Origin of the sequence: Peribacillus sp. NPDC006672 (assembly GCF_050274955.1) — a bacterium.
Classification (GTDB): Bacteria; Bacillota; Bacilli; order Bacillales; family DSM-1321; genus Peribacillus.
In genome coordinates, this window is the sequence record NZ_JBNNOR010000016.1 from 62,226 (window position 1) to 81,599 (window position 19,374).

At 39.5% G+C, this 19,374-nt stretch carries 18 protein-coding genes and 1 riboswitch; of the genes, 5 read left to right on the plus strand and 13 right to left on the minus strand.

Annotated features, from left to right (window positions below):
• Window positions 1–271: 271 nt before the first annotated feature.
• Window positions 272–463 (minus strand): hypothetical protein, encoded by a 192-nt coding sequence (locus ACQKKK_RS21370; protein ID WP_061465172.1) that lies wholly within the window; start codon window positions 461–463, stop codon window positions 272–274.
• Window positions 464–806: 343 nt separating this feature from the next.
• Window positions 807–949: riboswitch (cyclic di-AMP (ydaO/yuaA leader) on the plus strand.
• A 182-nt stretch (window positions 950–1,131) separates the two neighbouring features.
• Here ACQKKK_RS21370 and ACQKKK_RS21375 point away from each other — a divergent pair.
• Both ACQKKK_RS21375 and ACQKKK_RS21380 read left to right on the plus strand, forming a co-directional pair.
• Window positions 1,132–2,451 (plus strand): TrkH family potassium uptake protein, encoded by a 1,320-nt coding sequence (locus ACQKKK_RS21375; protein WP_427618945.1) that lies wholly within the window; start codon window positions 1,132–1,134, stop codon window positions 2,449–2,451.
• Window positions 2,452–2,474: 23 nt separating this feature from the next.
• Entirely contained in the window at window positions 2,475–3,131 is a 657-nt protein-coding gene (locus ACQKKK_RS21380) for a potassium channel family protein (protein WP_427618902.1), read from the plus strand.
• A 49-nt stretch (window positions 3,132–3,180) separates the two neighbouring features.
• On the opposite strand, the gene ACQKKK_RS21385 is transcribed toward ACQKKK_RS21380, so the two are convergent.
• The 3 genes from ACQKKK_RS21385 to ACQKKK_RS21395 all read right to left on the minus strand — a co-directional run bounded on the left by ACQKKK_RS21385 (window position 3,181) and on the right by ACQKKK_RS21395 (window position 5,599).
• Window positions 3,181–3,588, minus strand: coding sequence for a DUF2283 domain-containing protein (locus tag ACQKKK_RS21385; protein ID WP_427618904.1), 408 nt, complete (start codon window positions 3,586–3,588; stop codon window positions 3,181–3,183).
• 318 nt (window positions 3,589–3,906) lie between these two features.
• Window positions 3,907–4,509, minus strand: coding sequence for a class I SAM-dependent methyltransferase (locus ACQKKK_RS21390; RefSeq protein WP_427618905.1), 603 nt, complete (start codon window positions 4,507–4,509; stop codon window positions 3,907–3,909).
• A 472-nt stretch (window positions 4,510–4,981) separates the two neighbouring features.
• Complete coding sequence (locus tag ACQKKK_RS21395; RefSeq protein ID WP_427618946.1) at window positions 4,982–5,599, minus strand: class I SAM-dependent methyltransferase; 618 nt, start codon at window positions 5,597–5,599, stop codon at window positions 4,982–4,984.
• Window positions 5,600–6,032: 433 nt separating this feature from the next.
• Between ACQKKK_RS21395 and ACQKKK_RS21400 the strand changes: the two genes are divergently transcribed.
• Together ACQKKK_RS21400 and ACQKKK_RS21405 are read left to right on the plus strand one after the other, a co-directional pair.
• The gene (locus ACQKKK_RS21400) at window positions 6,033–6,311 is read left to right on the plus strand and encodes a PadR family transcriptional regulator (RefSeq protein WP_427618948.1); all 279 of its coding nucleotides are present in this window, start codon (window positions 6,033–6,035) and stop codon (window positions 6,309–6,311) included.
• Window positions 6,312–6,327: 16 nt separating this feature from the next.
• Window positions 6,328–7,047, plus strand: coding sequence for a pentapeptide repeat-containing protein (locus ACQKKK_RS21405; protein WP_427618907.1), 720 nt, complete (start codon window positions 6,328–6,330; stop codon window positions 7,045–7,047).
• Window positions 7,048–7,223: 176 nt separating this feature from the next.
• On the opposite strand, the gene ACQKKK_RS21410 is transcribed toward ACQKKK_RS21405, so the two are convergent.
• The 8 genes from ACQKKK_RS21410 to ACQKKK_RS21445 form a co-directional block, all read right to left on the minus strand.
• Window positions 7,224–8,456 carry an MFS transporter gene (locus ACQKKK_RS21410; protein WP_427618909.1) on the minus strand — a complete coding sequence of 411 codons (1,233 nt, stop codon included), beginning with the start codon at window positions 8,454–8,456 and terminating at the stop codon, window positions 7,224–7,226.
• A gap of 40 nt (window positions 8,457–8,496) precedes the next feature.
• Window positions 8,497–9,387 (minus strand): PhzF family phenazine biosynthesis protein, encoded by an 891-nt coding sequence (locus tag ACQKKK_RS21415; RefSeq protein ID WP_427618911.1) that lies wholly within the window; start codon window positions 9,385–9,387, stop codon window positions 8,497–8,499.
• Window positions 9,388–9,742: 355 nt separating this feature from the next.
• Entirely contained in the window at window positions 9,743–10,714 is a 972-nt protein-coding gene (galE, locus tag ACQKKK_RS21420) for a UDP-glucose 4-epimerase GalE (RefSeq protein ID WP_427618913.1), read from the minus strand.
• Window positions 10,715–10,922: 208 nt separating this feature from the next.
• Window positions 10,923–11,810 carry a UTP--glucose-1-phosphate uridylyltransferase GalU gene (gene galU, locus ACQKKK_RS21425; protein WP_427618915.1) on the minus strand — a complete coding sequence of 296 codons (888 nt, stop codon included), beginning with the start codon at window positions 11,808–11,810 and terminating at the stop codon, window positions 10,923–10,925.
• A 359-nt stretch (window positions 11,811–12,169) separates the two neighbouring features.
• Window positions 12,170–13,912: a phospho-sugar mutase gene (locus tag ACQKKK_RS21430; RefSeq protein WP_427618917.1), complete on the minus strand. Its 1,743-nt coding sequence runs from the start codon at window positions 13,910–13,912 to the stop codon at window positions 12,170–12,172.
• 310 nt (window positions 13,913–14,222) lie between these two features.
• Entirely contained in the window at window positions 14,223–14,864 is a 642-nt protein-coding gene (locus tag ACQKKK_RS21435; protein WP_427618919.1) for an NAD(P)-dependent oxidoreductase, read from the minus strand.
• 353 nt (window positions 14,865–15,217) lie between these two features.
• Entirely contained in the window at window positions 15,218–15,628 is a 411-nt protein-coding gene (locus tag ACQKKK_RS21440; RefSeq protein WP_427618921.1) for a disulfide oxidoreductase, read from the minus strand.
• Between the two features lie 3 nt (window positions 15,629–15,631).
• A complete protein-coding gene (locus tag ACQKKK_RS21445) occupies window positions 15,632–16,330 on the minus strand; it encodes a DsbA family protein (protein ID WP_427618922.1) in 699 nt (232 codons plus the stop codon).
• 332 nt (window positions 16,331–16,662) lie between these two features.
• Between ACQKKK_RS21445 and ACQKKK_RS21450 the strand changes: the two genes are divergently transcribed.
• Window positions 16,663–17,097, plus strand: coding sequence for an Rrf2 family transcriptional regulator (locus ACQKKK_RS21450; protein ID WP_427618924.1), 435 nt, complete (start codon window positions 16,663–16,665; stop codon window positions 17,095–17,097).
• A 116-nt stretch (window positions 17,098–17,213) separates the two neighbouring features.
• On the opposite strand, the gene ACQKKK_RS21455 is transcribed toward ACQKKK_RS21450, so the two are convergent.
• A partial coding sequence (locus tag ACQKKK_RS21455; protein WP_427618926.1) for an SH3 domain-containing protein occupies window positions 17,214–19,374 on the minus strand: 2,161 nt, incomplete at its 5' end.

Genomic DNA, 19,374 nt, shown 5'->3' on the forward strand with positions numbered 1-19,374 from the left:
ATACATACCCGTTACTCCTTTCCAGTTTACGGAGCTCACCGGAAAGTTGCATTTCATTTACTTTTTTCTTCATCGTAACCACATTTCCCCTAAATTTTAACATTGATGGTTTGATTTTGTAAACGTTATAATTTTCAAAGCAAAAAAACTCATTCAAAATTAAATGAGTTTGAAAGCAAAACAAGATATGAATTTTTCGCTCAGCGTTCCCGGAAAAGACACAGGAATGACATAATTGAATACCGCTAATGAATGTTTGGATTCAGTTGATTTACTTTAGGGAAAACAATTTTAAAAACGGATTCTTTTTCTTATCCGTAATCCTTAACTCATTCATTATGATTTGGTCCTCATGATCGGCTATCCATTTCCTTAGTGCATCTTTATCCTGGCATTGTGTTAAATATGTCTGGCCACCCTTGCCTGTAGCGTTAATAACATATCTATTGAACGTCTTCTCCATAATTGCCCGCCTTTTTTATAAAATGTCTGAAACCTTTAAATTTTGAATCCAATGACTTTTTCTTTATCTTTATGCTTTTCAAAAGAAAAATAATTTATATATATATATTAATAACATTGATTGGCAATGACCTGTTCAGCTTGAAAGTGTTGAATAAAGTACACCGACACTGTTATCATAATCGGATTAATCGAACCTATCATAATGTGCTAACTAATATTTGTCAATACGTTTTTTCAATGTAAATAAAACATAAATTTTCAGTTTTGTTAAAGAAATATTTTTTTACAATTTAGGGGTTTACAACTGCTAAATGATGGGAGTAGAATACGTTTATCAATTTAATACATTTCGGCCTAAACTCAAGGGAATTGAGTACGGAGGACCCAATCATTTGGGGTTAATTCTGCCTTGCAGAAGGGATGAGATCAGCTCTTTCGCCATCCTACCCGTCAGCTAACTTCGTCGGCTAAAGCGAAGGAGGTCATAAGACCGCCTATTTCAGGAGCTTATTTTTGCACGCTTTTTGTGACAAAATAGCTGTTCGATGTTTTCGCAGGTCTTTTTATTATGCTTAAAAAAGATTCGTTAAAAGGATTAATGGTTAAGATACAGTTTTACACATGTCATTTTTAGGTAGGGATGATCAATTGATAAAAGCAAAAAATATGTTCGATCCGCCAAAAATCCTTGTACTCGGATTTGCCACCCTGATACTTATTGGGGCCTATTTGCTGACCCTGCCGATTTCCACTGAAAATGGAAATGGTCTTGCTTTTCTGGATGCTTTATTCACCTCAACCTCCGCTACATGTGTAACAGGGCTTGTCGTAGTGGATACGGGAACGACTTTCACCACCTTTGGTGAATTGGTCATCTTAACACTGATTCAGATAGGCGGCTTAGGATTCATGTCATTTGCTACGTTTTTCTTTTTTCTTTTAGGCAAAAGGATTTCCTTAAAAGGCAGGTTACTCTTGCAGGAATCCTTAAATAATCTATCCATGGCAGGTATAGTCAAGTTAGTAAAACGGCTTTTAATTTTCACGTCCATCATTGAAGGCATGGGTGCCCTTATCTTATCGATTCGCTTTTCTTTTGACATGCCAATCGGCAAAGCGATCTATTACGGGGTTTTTCATTCCATATCGAATTTCAATAATGCCGGATTTGATTTAATGGGAGAATTCAAGAGTTTGACCCCTTATGTATCGGATCCATTCGTAACCCTTACGGTCGCCTTTCTGATCACGTTTGGCGGAATAGGTTTTATCGTGATGAATGAACTATACGAATATCGTGATACCCATCGTTTATCCATACATACGAAGGTTGTTCTGATGACTAGCTTGACACTTACAATCGCCGGCGCAATTTTAATCTTTTTATTCGAGTTCGGTAATGCCAAGACATTGCAGCCTTTATCTTTCATGGGTAAAACGTTATCGTCTCTATTTCAATCGGTTACACCAAGAACGGCAGGCTCCAATACGCTGAATATCCCTGATTTGACTCACCCCACAGTACTGCTCATCATTTTCTTGATGTTCGTTGGGGCGTCACCCGGATCGACTGGCGGCGGGATTAAAACAACCACATTTGCGACGCTTATCGGAACGGTCTGGTCACAGATTAAAGGAAAGGATGATGTGGTATTTTTCCGGCACCGCATTGTAAGTGAAACCATCTTTAAAGCATTATCCGTTACATTCATTGGAGTATTCATCGTTTCAACCATCACCATTCTGCTGACCATCACTGAAAGCGGCAGTGATTTCTTGATGGTTTTATTTGAAGCCACTTCCGCTTTCGCCACCGTGGGACTTTCAATGGGTTTAACCCCCGAATTATCACCCGTTGGCCGGATGCTCATCATTTTCACGATGTTTGCAGGCCGGGTGGGTCCTTTGACTTTTGCCTTTGCTATCGCAATGAGGCGTAAGCCAGATCCGTTCCGTCGTCCAAAAGGGAAAATCATGATTGGTTAATCATAAATGAAGGAGTGTAAAAGATGGGAAAACGACAATATGCCGTGATTGGTTTAGGAAGATTCGGAACGAGCGTGGCACATAGATTATATTCGGCCGGCCAAGAGGTATTGGGTATTGATATCAGCGGGGAAAGAGTCGAGAATGCGGAACTGAGCGTTACCCATGCAGTCATTGCGGATACCACTGAAGAAGAGACATTGAAATCCATTGGAATCCGCAACTTCGATTGTGTCATCGTAGCCATCGGAATTGATATGCAATCAAGCATTTTAACTACTTTGCTTTTAAAAGAACTTGGGGTCAAAAAAGTCATTGCCAAGGCCCTTAATAAAAATCACGGTCAGGTGCTCACTAAAGTTGGTGCCGACTGGGTCATCTATCCTGAGAGGGATATGGGGGAACGGGTCGCGAATCAGCTCCTGTCCCCCAACATGTTGAACTATATTGAACTCTCTAAAGAATACAATATCGAGGAAATCATCCTCCCCATCAGCATGAAGGGAAAAAGCCTCAGGGAGCTCGATTTACGCGCAAAATATAATATCAGCGTCATTGCCATCGTGAGTAATGGGGAAATTATCATAGCACCATCACCCGATCAGGATATCCATGAAAAAGATATGCTTTTAGTGGTTGGCAATAAAAAAGATCTTGCCGTCTTTGCAAATATTGAATAATGGATTCCCCTCTCGTTTCGGGTTCTGGCTGTATGGAGATGAACTAAAATCAGCCGATTAAGAATGACTCATCATAGGACTTCGTGTCATATATATCGATTCCTATAAATTCCCTGCAGTCAGGATCTGAAAAGAGAAACACTATTTTCTTGGCATCAGGATGAGTAACTGACCGTTTTACAAGTTCATCATTCAATCTTAAGGAATAATAGCTTTCACCATCAGCTGTGGTTCCTTTTGTGAATGTAGGCATTTCATCAGCCAGACCTTTAATTTTCAAGGCTGTTTCACCTTCCAATTCAATTCCTATGATTGGAATGCCTTTGCCGAAATCCAGAACGATACTCTCGTTAAGCGGGAGCTCGTCCGTTTTTGTAATGGTGTGGTGCTTCAATGGTTCGGTTAAATAGATATAGCCCATACCCGCATCATCATCAAATGTCATATGCCTTTCCATAGTTCCATCTCCCTTTTTTCATAGGTTGTAATCGTCTCCGACAAAACCATCACCTCTTCCTATTAAATCCCACAATTTAATTATACCAATTTCTGCCAAAGGCCATGTAACAGCTGCATCGTTCCATATGATGTAAAGCTAGCAAAGACGTGCTCAAACTACCTTCTGATAGTTATGATCCAACATTACTTAATAACCCGTTGATCTGCTCAATATCCATGAGAAAAGCAAGAGCATCTATTGAATGATAAACAACGATGCACCCGTACTTACGCTCCTTGAAAGAAACAAACCATTATCAACATTGCGGACAGGTTCCTATTTTTTAGCTACCAAACAATAAAACTCATCTCTATTATGTATCCTGATGTCCTTGAATCCGCATTGTACCAAGCTGCTTTCTATCTCCTGGATTGAATACAGTTTAAAGTCCTTCGTTCGCTCCATCATTTCCATATTGGTTTTATCCATAATTGATAAAAATAACATTCCATGCGGTTTTAACACTCGGTATGCTTCACTTATGCCTTGATCAATATCATCCCAAAAATAAATGGTATGGACAGTGAATACTTTATCAAAAAAGTCATTTCTAAAAGGTAAGCTTTCAATATTGGCTACCTGTATATCCACCACCCCATCGTACAGATACTTCCTATTCCTCCTCATTGCTTCTTTGACCATCTTTTCGGAAATATCGACACCATAATTTCTGCCAAGAATGTTCACTTGAGCCAATCTAGTTAATGTTGAGCCATTTCCTATTCCGACTTCCAGAATTTTTTCGTTTCCATTACTATTCAATAAGCTAATTGTCCAATCATTTATAGTATGGTTCCCTCTCTCCATATACCTGCCCACCCATTTGGAGAGAGGTCCTTTCGGATTTTTCAATTGACTCCCAATCCACTTCTGAAACATGCCTCCACCAGCTTCCTCAAAATTATTGTTCTTTACCATCGCTTTGGCAGCCATACAAAATGGCAAGACCTGTAAACAAATAAATCCACCTTAGAAGAAAAAATATCCCACCGGATTAAAAGAATCCACAACTGCCTCTCTATAACCAGCAGTTCCCGATATCTCCAAGAAGATAATAATAGGGTTAAAATCATACTGATGGCAGTAAGCATTGGCAAATCATTTGCATACTGATAAAGGATGAAATAACGATGATTAGAAAAACCAAAGTAATTTTCCGCTTTATAAATCTATTTAATATAAGCCAACCTAAGGCAAAACAAACAAAAGGCATGATTGATGAGTATTGAACGATGATTGGTAATCATTCAAATTATCAAATCTATATGAGTACTGTAAGTTCATTATTATTAAAAATAAGTGTTTTCATGTTGACCCCTTCCATTTTTATGAATGATTGGGTCTTTACACGTCATATCCGTTTACTGATAATTATCTTTCTATACATTCCATTCAGCATGATTGATCGATCTTCTTCCATTTTCATATTCTTTTCATGTCTACTTAACAAGTCTTCAAACCTCAAGCCAATATCTGTACCTAAAAATCTAATGATGGGCCTCAGAAGCTTTTTGGGTAATGAAAGCCGTTCATCTTTAGAGATAAACTTATCGAATATGATTATTTTCCCCTCGCCTTTTAAAACCCTGATCATTTCCTGAAGACATTCATTTGCATCAGGTACGACGGAAAGGACCAAACTTCCAACTATATAGTCAAATGATTCATTATCGAATTCCATATGCTGTGCATCCATCTCAAGGAAAGTGATCGATCTATCCCCATATTTAACCATCGCCTTTTTTAGCATATCAGCCGAAAGATCTATCGCTGTTATCTCAAGGTCAAGGTGCTTGATCGACTCTAAATCAGCACCCGTTCCTACTCCCACAAACAGAACCTTTGCATTGTCATGAAATGATATCTCTTCAAATAAACTTTTCCTGGCTTTTAAAAAGAGGGCACTGAAGGTTTTGTCATATATAGGAGACCAAACCTTATAAATTATTTTATTCCACGAATTATTCAACATCCACACCTCCCTGACCTCTTACATACTTCTTCTATAAAGCATATGAAATCCCTTCCAAGCGGATATAATTACCGGCAAATCAGTAAAGTTCATTCAGCATGCGATGTTTCCTTCCACGATAACGGTCATGTATCCCATATCTCTCAAAACCGTTCCCACTATTGGTTTTCTTCCTTAAATCAGCATAAGATTGCTCCTGCCGCTTTAAAAGCAGCATGTCCGACATTAGGTTTTCCTGTATTTCTTTTCATAAAGTACAACCCTCCAACTCTAAAAGCTAGACCTTTTTAAATACAGACCTTACACCTGCGCCCATTTTAATAAATTACCTTGACTGTCATAGTAATACACTATAAGATATACCATAGGAGGTGAGGATTTGGTTCAACGACAACTATCCTCTGACCTGCTTCGCGGACATGTAGATACAATGATTCTAAAACTCCTGCAAAGTGGCGATAAATATGGTTATGAAATCAGCAAACTGATTTATATGGATTCGGATGAGCAATATGAAATTAAGGAAGCGACCATGTATTCCAGCTTAAAACGTCTGGAAAAGGACGGATGCATCATCTCTTATTGGGGAGATGCCTCACAGGGCGGGAGAAGGAAATATTACAAAATAACCCCCATCGGGGAAGACACATATATCCAAAATAAAAGTGACTGGGAGCAGGCCAAGCGAATACTTGAGCGCCTCTTGTAAGAAAGGAAGATAAAATGTGATTGAAAAACTGCATGCACATGTTCATGGCATTTTCGCCCCGTACAAAAGTGCAAAAACAGCAAAGGAATTGGAAGAAGAACTGCTGCAAAACTTACTGGAAAAATACAATGACCATAGAAGGAATGGTACCAGTGAGCAGGAAGCGTATAAGCTGACTGTGGATTCGATTGGGGAAGTATCAGAGCTCATAGAATCACTCAATCTGCAATACAATGTGCTTGAGCAGGCGATAAGCATGGACTATTCTAGGCAACGCTTATTGGATTCCGACTTCCGCTCGGTTTCCGTGCATGATGGAAAATTTAATTCCTGCGATTTAAGCCGTTCTGATTTCAGCCATTCCGACCTGACGAACAGCACATTTAAAAGCACTAACTTAAATAATTGCATCTTTGAAAACGCCAATTTAACGAGCACCTTATTTAAAAGTGCAAATTTAAAAGGCGTAACTTTCAAGAACAGCATTTATAATAAAACCCATTTTAAAAGCTGTAATCTATCTGGTCTTATATTTGATGGGGAAACATTCAACCAAACCATTTTCGAAGGTTCTTCATTGAAAAAGGCATCATTTCGTGATGCCACACTCATCAATGTTCAATTCCGGATGTCCGATTTAAAGAAAATCGATTTTACTGGAGCTTCAATGGATAAACTTACTTATAACTTTTTATATGGAGCGAAGGTTGATCTTAGCGGCGTGACCATCATCTAAAGGAGGGATTTCCAATGACTTTACCAATTGCGATTGTCGTATCTACCTCAATCATTTGCGTGACCGTGTTTCTGACTGCGGTCGTTTTAAAAGGAATGAGCATGGGGGAATGATTGATTAAAAAACCCTGTGCAAAGACAATAAACGTCTTAGCACAGGGTTTTTACGTGTTCAATTTACCTTTCACAGGCAGTACGTTCCTCATCATTTGGGTAATCCATGAATTTAAAGTATGGATGTAACAATCCTAAAATCGATACGGTGCATATTATTGAACCTATCAATATGTATAAAAGCCGGATCGGCCAAATGTCACTCAGGATCGTTCCTGTCATTACCCCTAAAAGCATCGCACCTCTAATGATGAATAATCGGACCGATGATATTTTCCCCATCATGGAATTCGGTACATATTGTTGGAAAATGGTTATATTATGAACACTGAAAATGGCCATGGCCACGCCCGCAACACTCTCCGTAACAAAGGCAAAATGGATACTTACATTCATTCCTAGTAGGATATATGTGAGTCCGCCAATGATTAGAGCCCCTAGCATCAAAGCCCTTCGGCTCCTATGGCTCAGTCTTCTTACAAGCAAGGCGCCCAAAACATAGCCTAACGGAAAACTGGACATGAAATACCCGTATTCAGCATAACTGCCAGATAGCTCCCTTGTAATATAGGGAAGGTTAATGACCATCGATACGCCCACTCCAAATTGAACAAACGCCAAAAAAACTCCCAGCCATACAATAAGGGGCTGTTTGAAAAAATAAGATACTCCTTCGGTGAATTGCTCTAGCCATGATTTTCGTATAGGCAATGCCACTCTTGATTCTTGGATTAATAGGAGTATGAAACCACTTATAATAAACAATGCACAAACAAGAGGCATTGTGGCCTTCACGCCTATGGATTCCACGACCACTCCTCCGGCAAAGGGTGCCAAAAAAGTCATCAGCCGAATTGTCCCATCCAAATACGCATTTGCAGCGCTTAACTGGGATGAAGGAATGATTGTAGGTATTATCGATTGATTGGCGGGGGAATACAAGGGGGTTATTAATCCTATGAAGATCTGGACGGCGAAAATGTGCCATGCTTCAAGATTCCCTGTTAATGATGACAATAACGGGATAAGAAAAACCAGTCCCCTGCTCAACTGCGAAAATACCATGATCCGCTTCCTGCTCCATCGGTCAATAAACGGTCCGATAAATAATTGCAGTATCAAGGATGGTACAAAATATAGTATCCACATGCTTCCCAAAGCCATGGTGGAGCCTGTAAGCTGAAAGATAAGGATTGAATTGCAAAAGGTCCCAAAGGCAGCACCTAATTCAGAGATGATATTTCCCATCCAAATGAAAAGGAATGAACGGTTCTTTAAAATATGCTTATCACTCAACCGCCCATCCTCCTTTTACTTCGTACCCCTTCATTCACCTTTAGACTTCCACTTCAAATTCATTAACATAGACAGCATTCCCTGTGATTTCAATATCATAGGTGTCATGGTTTTTGGTGGCCGTAACGCGAACTCTGCCATCCTTTCCGATTTCATTTCCCTGTTCTATTAACAGGTGCAACTGATTTTCACGGTCATTCTTTATGTATTTTGCATAATAAGCTCCCATTACACCTGAAGCGGTTCCTGTAACCGGGTCCTCAAGTGTACCTGAAAATGGCGAAGAAAAATGCCTGGCATGCATATGGGCATCCTTATCGTACGTTTCCAAGCAAAAAGGATGTACAGAAGCTCTTGGCATTTCCTTTAATATTTGCGGAAACAGGTTATTGTTCGCCTTCATCTTTTTGAATGCATTGCGTTCTTTAATCGGAATCAGTAAAGTCCATAAACCTGTACTTCCATAAATAATAGGTAATTCCGCTTCTAGATCTTCTATATCAAGTCCAAGGGAACCAGCTAAATCACCCTTATCTCCGCTAAACTCTTCAAACTTCGGAGTGGCCTGCTTCATCGTTATGTATAGATTTTGATCCACCGTCGAATGGATCTTGATTGGCAATATTCCCGCTCCCGTTTCAATCGTTAGCACATCTTTATCCAATAATCCCCGGGACTTCAGTGCATGAATGGTAGCCATTGTGGCGTGTCCGCAAAGATTCATTTCGTGTCCTGGTGTAAAGTAACGGATTCTAAAATCGGCAATATCGGATTTAGTGGGAAACGCAGTTTCATTGAACCCCACCTTCATCGCTATATCCTGCATTTCCTTTTCCGTCAGCCCATCCGCATCTAAAACCACACCTGCCGGATTTCCTCTATTCGGTTTATTGCTGAACGCATCGTAATGGAAAACCCTTACCATTTTCAAATATAACATCTCCTATTAAATGAATGATGTTTCTATTGAATAGTAATTCTATGTCCTTTATAAAAACCCTTTTTGTCCAGTTATCCTATATTAAAAGAAATAACCGTTTTCCTTGCTGGTAATAACCATTGATTTTATTTTCTGACTATTATACAATAACTCAAATTAATCTAATTTTATTTAAAATTCCATGAAGAGAAAGAATACGTTATAGTTTCTGTTCCAAAGAGAGCTGGTGCTTTGCTGAAAGCCAGTCTCCAGTTTTTTTCGAATAAAAAAACTGGAGACAAACTCGCTTTTCTTCGAGTTTGTCTCCAGCCTGAAACGACCTTTAATTGTTAAACTATTCGGGCCTTTAATTCATTTGAGATTTATGCCATTTCCACGCACTTTCAATAATCTCTTCCAAATCTATTGATGCTTTCCATCCAAGTTCTTCATATATCTTATTGGCTGAAGCAACAAGACGGGCTGGATCTCCAGGGCGACGGTCTGCATACTCGATGGTCGGCTTCACTCCAGTGACCTTTTCACAAGTGTCGATTACATCCTTAACCGAAAATCCTTTTCCATTCCCAAGATTGTAGATGGCCGTATCCTTCTTCCCGGACAATAGGGCTTGAAGCGCGATTATATGGGCTTGAGCTAAATCCGTTACATGGATATAATCACGGATGCACGTGCCATCTTCTGTGTCATAGTCCGTACCAAACACGGAAATCTTCTCACGTTGACCTAATAAATGCTGTAAAATAATCGGAATCAAGTGTGTTTCCGGATCATGGCTTTCACCGATTTCTGCCGATGCATGTGCTCCGGCCGCATTAAAGTAACGCAAGACGACATAATGAAGTCCATATGCTTTTGCGAAATCTCCTAAGATCTGCTCTACCATCAATTTCGAGCGGCCATATGGATTAATCGGATTGGTTGGCTGATCCTCATCAATCATATCAACATTCGGTATCCCGTAAGTAGCTGCCGTTGATGAAAAAATGAAATTCTTAACATCATGCTTGAGCATGGTATTCAACAATGTAAGAGTTGCACCTACATTATTTTCATAGTATTTATAAGGATCTTGGACAGACTCCCCAACCAAGCTATTTGCAGCAAAGTGCATAACAGCTTTAATGGGATACTTAAGGAATATATCATTCAAGACCGCTTCGTCCCCTAAATTCCCTTCCACCAAGATGGCCTTCGAATCGACCAGCGAACGAAAACCGGTAGAGAGATTATCTAGAATAACAACCTCTTCTGTATTTACTAACTCTTTTACAAGATGACTTCCAATATAACCTGCACCGCCAACGACCAAAATCATATAGAATTTCCCCTTTTTTAAAAAACTGACTTCTTCACTTTATAAACCTCACGCGTCTTAAGAATTGGGCGTCCCTGAATCGCACTTGAGCCCTTTTAGCCATAATAATACCCTCCAGGTATTCGTGTACAATCCAAAATTGTTCATTAGTACACTCTCTACCTAAAGGGGATGATATCACATAGGAGTTTTCCCTATTTAAAATGGCCTATTTGATTCCTGCTTTATGCACCTTGAGGAGATTTTCCATTTCTCTTATAATGTCGTCTCTTAAATCTGGACGTTGCAGGGCAAATTCAATTGTCGTTTTCACAAAGCCATCAACAACGCCTACATCATAACGTTTTCCTTCAAAATCGTAAGCGAAGACTTTTTGGATTTCATTTAGTTTTTGGATGGCATCCGTTAACTGGATTTCACCGCCAGCTCCTGTTTCCTGCTTAGCTAAGAAATCGAATATTTCAGGGGTTAGGATGTACCTTCCCATGATCGCTAAATTGGATGGTGCCGTTCCTTGTTTTGGCTTTTCAACGAATCGGTTCACTTCGTATCTTCTGCCTTCTTGAGTAAGCGGATCAATGATGCCATATCTGTGTGTTTCATTCTCATTTACTGGCTGCACACCAATGATGGACGAACCTGTCACATCATATTCGTTGATTAATTGACGTAGTGAGGGCTCATCACTTTGAACGATGTCATCGCCTAAAAGGACGGCAAATGGCTCATCACCAATAAAGTTACGGGCACACCAAACAGCATGTCCGAGGCCTCTCGGTTCTTTTTGCCTAATGTAGTGGATATTAGCTAAATTCGATGGGTATTGTACCTTCTCCAATAAATCGAATTTCCCTTTTTCCCTCAAGTTATTCTCTAGTTCATATGCATTATCAAAATGGTCTTCTATCGCACGTTTATTCTTTCCTGTGACAATGATTATATCTTCGATTCCCGCTTTCACGGCTTCTTCTATAATATATTGAATAGTTGGTTTGTCCACTATTGGCAGCATTTCTTTTGGCATTGCCTTCGTAGCAGGCAAAAATCTAGTTCCCAATCCCGCTGCAGGTATAATGGCCTTTTTAACTTTTTTCATACTCTTGTTACTCCTCCATATCAACTTCAAAAATTAATCCATTTAATTACAAGTTTTCTTAAACTATATTCATAGTAACATAGTCTGGTTTTTTGTTAAAATGTTTGTATATTCAATACTTTCATACCCATTTATTATATACCAATTTATTCAAAATTTAAAACTTATTAGGTAAATATTTCGCTTTATTGACTGGAAGAATGTCCATCCACAACTGTATAGACACATAAATTGACACTATTCACCGTCTCCAGCTTGGAATGGAACGTGTGATAAAGTAAATAAGGCCTTTCCCTGAACGAATATTAGGAAAAGGCCTTATTTTCTTGATTTTACGGTTGTCAGGTCCAAAGACTGACTTATTTAGTCCTATTGATCATACCATTTATTTTTCCCATGAAAGCATTCATGACTTGGTTCAACTTTAGCTCGGCTTCTTCCATCGTTTCACCTTGGATTCCGAAATAGAATTTGATTTTAGGTTCTGTCCCAGATGGCCGTAAGCATACCCATGTGCCATCCTCAAGGAAGTACTTAATTACATTTGATTTAGGTAAATCAATGACTTCTTCCTTACCGGTGCCCACCGTCAGCTTCATGCCGCTTTGATAATCCTCCTGCACCGTTACAGCTTTTCCGGCTATTTGCTTTGGAGGATCCTCACGGAATTGATTTAGTATCCCTTGAATCTGCCCAGCGCCTTCGATTCCCTTTAAGGTCAATGACTGGAGTCCCTCCAGGTAATATCCGTACTTTTCAAATATATTTAGCAAACCTTCATATAGGTCCATGCCCTGTTTTTTATAGTAGGCACACACTTCCACCGCAAGAACGGCAGCTTGGATTGCATCTTTATCACGGGCAAAATCCTTGATTAGATAACCATAACTTTCTTCATATCCGAATAAGAATGTGTGCTTACCGCTTATCTCATATTCATTGATTTTTTCAGCGATGAATTTAAAACCCGTTAATACATCAACGGTCCCTAAGCCATATTCATTTGCGATTCTGCGGCCTATTTCAGAAGTCACTATCGTTTTTAAGACAACTCCATTTTCAGGTAAAGTGCGTTTCGATTTCTTTTCTTTTAAAAGATAATCCAATATTAGTGCACCAGTTTGATTACCTGTAAGCACCACATATTCGCCATTTTTATTTTTAACGGCGATACCGAGCCGATCTGCATCCGGATCTGTTGCGATCAACAGGTCTGCCGATACCTCATTTCCTAATTCAATGGCCATTTCAAATGCTGCATGTTCTTCAGGGTTCGGTGATTTGACTGTCGAAAAATTGGGATCAGGCAATTCCTGCTCTTTTACAACATGTACCTTTTCGTATCCCAGATCTTGTAAAGCCCGTCTAACCGACTTATTTGCTGTTCCATGAAGTGGTGTGAATACTACTGTCACATCAACTTCTTCGCTTAGACTTCTGTTTTCGGGCACAGTAAGCAACTTTTCATTATAAGCGGCATCGATTTCCTCTCCGACAATCTCAATGAGGCCCTGTGCTTTCAATGTCACTTCATCTTTTACCGAAATGGCAAGTTCATTTTCAATCGCATTCACGAATTCAATCACTTTATCAGCAGTAGCCGGAGGAAGCTGGGCACCATCTGGCCCGTACACTTTATAGCCATTATACTCAGGGGGATTATGACTTGCCGTGATAACGATCCCAGCATAGGCATTCAGTTCTCGAACGGCAAAGGATAACTCCGGCGTTGGTCTTAACTCATCGAATAGATAAGCCTTGATCCCTTCTGTAGCCAAGGTCTTGGCTGCTTCCAAGGCAAATTCAGGTGATTTAAAACGTGAATCGTAGGCAATCACGACACCTCTGCGTTTTGCTTCATCACCCATCGATTGCAGATAATGGGCTAATCCCAATGTTGCTTTGCGGACCGTATAAAGATTCATTCGATTGGTACCTGCCCCAATTTCCCCGCGCATACCGCCTGTGCCAAATTCCAAGTTCTTATAAAACGCATCTTCAATATTTTTTTCATCATCTTGCATCTTGTTAAGTAAAGACTTCATTTCCTCATCAAGGGCTTCGAAATTCACCCATGAGTGGTAAGAACATTTATAATCCATTTTCACATTGTCCTTCTTTCTTTCTGGTTCCCTGTTGGGAAATCTAGATGTTCTACTTAAGACTAACAGTTATCACTGAAATAAAAAAAGCCATTCATAGGACTTTCTTCGCTATATTATCAGCAATAAATGGATATCAGTCAATATTTTCAACATAAAAAGGTTTGCCTTAGGGATGATAATCTTTTGAATTTGAATGGAGGCAATAATCAGGGGATGGCGTTTGATTCGGTAATCTTAGACATCAGCTCCTTCCCTACTCTTAAGACAGGAGCTGATGTCCATTATAATGGATCACCTTACAAACAAATTATTCAGCTTCGGCAACAACCGTAAAGCGTTGATTGATGTGTTGCGGGTTTTCTATTTCATCAAGTACTGCAAGGGCAAAATCGGCATAGCTTACATAACTTTCACCTTTTGAGTTTACAAGAAGGTTGTCTTTACCCAGTTTATACTCACCTGTTCTATTTCCTTGCGGATCAAAGAAGGCTGAAGGACTGATGAACGTCCATTGGATGCCAGTGGCATTATTTAAATCCTCAAGGTTCTTGGATTGATTATATGCTGTTGCAAAGTATTCTTTCGGGAATTCAGGTGTTTCCAGTACACGTATTGTTTTCGCCTCGTCAACGAAAAGGCTTCCAGCTCCACCAACAACGATCAGTTTAGTTTGAGGAGCCCCTTTTATGGCGTCAATTAAGATTTTTCCTGCATCGACATGCAACTGTTCTTTCCCTGGCGCAGCACCAAAGGCATTTACTACCACATCAAATTCTTTAATATCGGCTGCTTTCAGATCGAATAGGTCTTTTTCCTGTACGGATGCTCCTTGAATTTGGACTTTGGCTTGATCCCTGACAATAGCGGTAACTTCATGTCCCCTAGTCAATGCTTCTTTTAAAATCATACTTCCCGCTTTTCCGCTCGCACCAATAATACCTATTTTCATTTTCAAATTCCTCCTATATCGTTTTTGAATCTTTAATTGTAATCAAATTACTTACAGGTAATAATATAAGTTACAAGTCGCTGATTTGTCAAATATATTTTATCCAGACTCTAGTCTTATGAGTCATGCCAGAGGAGTTGCGATTGATAAGTTTCGATTTTCGTCTATATATTTTGATTTTCGCCGATATATCCTGTTTTCGTCGATATATTCTGATTTTCGTCGATATATTTCGATTTTCGTCGATATATTCCGGTTTCCGTCGATATATTCCGATTTTCGTCGATATATTTCTGTTTTCGCCGATAAAAAAGCACCATTCCCTGTAGAATTTACAAAGAATGGTGCGCTTATCAAATATGGCGATTCTTCCGCATTAGCAGTCCCATACAGATAGTAATGAGAGTAAAAGCAATAAAAGCCAAAAACGGAATTGTGATGAAGCCTAACCAATTAATATACTCACCGGAGCAAGGAACACCACTTTGGCACATTTCGAAATGCTTTAGTGCTGGAATTTTTTGCAGGCCATAGTGATACCCTGAAACCAACATGCCCAAAATCGATAATGGGAGGATGTATCGATGGATTTTCAGATCCTGCTCATAAAAGGCCCGGCCCAATAGAATAACGAGCGGATACATCAAGATCCTTTGATACCAACAAAAGTTACAAGGTACATAATGGAGAACCTCACTAAAATAGAGACTTCCAGCAGTGGCAATGATCGATAGGATCCACGAAAATAATAATGGCTTGTTCATCAACTATTTCTCCTTCGCTGCATCATCAACCATTTTCACTAAATCATCGATTGTATTTCCTTCAAACTTCTTGCCATTAACAAATAAGGAAGGTGTTCCAGAAACGCCTAATTCGTCGGCAATCTTCATATCCTTGTTCAATGGGCCCTCAGAATTACCGGCTTTAAAAGAGGAAACGACCTTTTTCACATCTTTGTCATTTGCGATTTCTTTCAATGTATCTTCTAGGAATTTGTCCGTAAACACATCTTCCTTTTCATATTTCAGATCATCTGGCTGCTTATCGTACAACAGCTCATGAAATTTCCAAAAGGTATCATTTCCTAATTCTTGATAAACACTTTCCGCAAATTTAGCGGATCTAATTGAATCAACGTTAATGAACGAATAATTCATGAAATAGAATTGTGCTTTTCCAGTATCAATCAATTCACTTTGTATAGAAGGAAAGAACTTCTCCTCGAATGTCTTACAGACTGGACATTTATAATCACCAAATTCCACAATTTGAACAGGAGCCGATTCTTCTCCCAAATAGGGCTGTGATTTATAATCCATTTCATTTACAGCGGTATCTGTATCTTTGTCTTTCCCATTCGCTAAAAATATAAAGCCAATAATGATTACAGCGATTAACCCTATGACCCAAAACATGAATGCAGAAGATTGTTTTGGATTACCCTTTTTTTTATTAGACATCATATACCTCCATCTGTTGTAGTTGTTTAGAAATTCCTTATACTGCCATAATGGAACCTATAAGCACCATTAAGGCCGATTTCAGTTCCCCCTTCCTATATGCCTCTCACCTGTAACTGATTCATTTACACGTAATAATATAAGTTTCACTATGATTTTTGTCAATTACACATACCTTTTATTTTTGCTTTGCCTGAACGGCGTTACTTGACAGGGAAACGGTTAATGGATAAATATTATTCTTGCAGCTCAATTATAACTTGTAACTACTTGAATTACATGTTAAATAATTTATACTATATAAGAATAGAGATTTTAAAGGAGAGAAAAAAGAGATGTCCATCAGTACCCGCTTTTCCGTAGGAATCCATATATTATCTCTTTTAGAAATAAATAAAGAAGGCGTTAACACTTCTGATTTTATTGCAAAAAGTGTAAACACCAACCCAGCCTTAATCAGAAAAATTACCGGCATGCTGAAGGCTGCAGGTTTAGTCAACGTTCGTCCAGGTATTGCCGGAGCGACATTGGCCAAGGAATTATCGGATATTACTTTACTCGATGTTTACCAGGCTGTTAACGTTGTATCCGATAAAGAGTTATTTGGAATCCATGAAAATCCTAATCCAGCATGCACTGTTGGAAGAAATATACAAAATACGATAGAACCAATCTTTTCAGTTGCTGAACTTGCCTTGGAAAAGGCATTGGGAGTAGTAACGATTGAGGATGTCGTTAAGGATATTTTAGAAAAGGATAAAATGAAATAATCAATAATTCATTTCATTTTATCTTTTTCCTCGATATGAAGCTTTTTTCGAGCGGAAAGATGGTTTTAAAAGCAAAAAACACATTGAGTCTGTCTCATGCGTTTTTTGCTTCTTTCTTATTTGTACTTAGGAACTTCAATCGTCAATTTATAGGAATCTAATAAACTATACAAATTATAAATCTGTTTCACTTGTTTTGTTGCCCAGCCAATATCAGTTGCATACTGGTGTGTAGCATATCCATATTTCTCTACAGCTGTAGGATTCCATCTCATTTTGTAAAGCGTGTCCTGTCCAGCAGAGATATATCCTTTTGCGATGAATTCGGCACCGCCTATGATGGCCGCTTCCGGAGTGAACCAGCCTGCATTATATGCGTATTGAGCGCCGCTGCTTAACGCTGTCCCGTCAAAAGCCCCCACTCCATACATATTATAGACCGTTTTCCCGTTCACCTTAACTCCAGTCGCTAACGGCGAAGTGCCATTCCCGGTTTCCAGCAAAGCATGTGAAATCAGGTAAATTTCATTCACCCCATATTTTTCCCCTGCCAAAGTGAAGGTTGCAGCTTGGCCTTGTAAAATCCCTTTACCTGAAAGGATTCTATCATTCACTTCAGAAACGTTCATATTGGTGACTTGGGAGAGCTTAACGAACTGGAACGATTTGACTGGATCATTCACAAAATTATCCGGATTGAGATTATATTCTATATCTTCCGGGCTGGCATTTACCCATGTCTTATTATAATCCACCTCATACCAATAGTATCCGTCAGTGCCCTTGACTTTTGACTTAATATTCAATGATTGATTATTGCTGACGTCACCGACTACCCAATAATTAGATCCAGCTCCGCCCCTTACACGCCATCCGGTTCCTTTTACCGTACCTTTTGTTGAATTGATTAACGTTAACCCATCCTCACGTATGTATGTTTTATACGTTTTATCCGTTTGACCATTCACGGCCATTTGGATTTCAACCATCTTGTCCATCGTAAGATTGTACTCTTTATCGATCCTGATTATCGATCCATTAGAACTCCCTGGACCTTCCGGCGCTTTGGTTGTTAAATATTGCGTACTTACATATCCCGTTTTTCCATTAGCTGTGACTCTTGACCAGCCATTAGACTCAGAATATACATTTACGGCCGTATTGTTTACAAGCTTGGCAATAATCGAAGCGGAAGCTGATGCAGAAGAGCGCATATTCAGACTGGAACCATCATTCACATTTACATATTTAACTAACGTGGTTTCTTCTTCGTCTGGATTCGGATCCGGGCTTTCCGGTACAGAACCAGGCTTCGTTTCTGATAGATATTGCGTACTAACGTAACCTTCTCCGCCATACGCTATAATTTTTGACCAGCCATTTGATTCTGAGATGACTTCTACCTCTACACCCTTGGCCAATTTCACAATGATGGAAGCACTTTCTGACGGTTTATTCCGCATATTCAGAGAACCAGAGCTTACGTTTACATATTTCGTGGTCGTCTTTTCAGGTATGATTGGTTTAGGATCCGTTTCTGGCTTCGTTGTCGATAGATATTTGTTACTTACATACCCATCTATCCCATTGGCTTTGATCTTCGCCCAGCCATTTGATTCCGAATACACCGTTACTTGCGTTCCTTTTGAAAGCGTCGCGACTATACTGGCACTTTCCGATCCGCTTTTTCGCATATTGAGGGAACCCGAGCTGACATTCACATATTTCGTCGTCGTTTTTTCAGGTGTGGTTGGTTTGGTTTCCGTTCCTGGCTTCGTTGTCGATAGATATTTAGTGCTGACATATCCGTCTTTTCCATTGGCTTTGATTTTCGCCCAGCCATTTGATTCCGAATACACCGTTACTTGCGTTCCTTTTGAAAGCGTCGCGACTATACTGGCACTTTCCGATCCGCTTTTTCGCATATTGAGGGAACCCGAGCTTACGTTTACATATTTCGTCGTCGTTTTTTCAGGTGTGGTTGGTTTGGTTTCCGTTCCTGGCTTTGTTGTCGATAGATATTTAGTGCTGACATATCCGTCTTTTCCATTGGCTTTAATTTTCGCCCAGCCATTTGATTCCGAATACACCGTTACTTGCGTTCCTTTTGAAAGCGTCGCGACTATGCTGGCACTTTCCGATCCGCTTTTTCGCATATTGAGGGAACCCGAGCTGACATTGACATATTTCGTCGTCGTTTTTTCAGGTGTAACTACTGTGGATCCCGATCCCGGCTTTGTTGTCGATAGATATTTAGTGCTGACATATCCGTCTTTT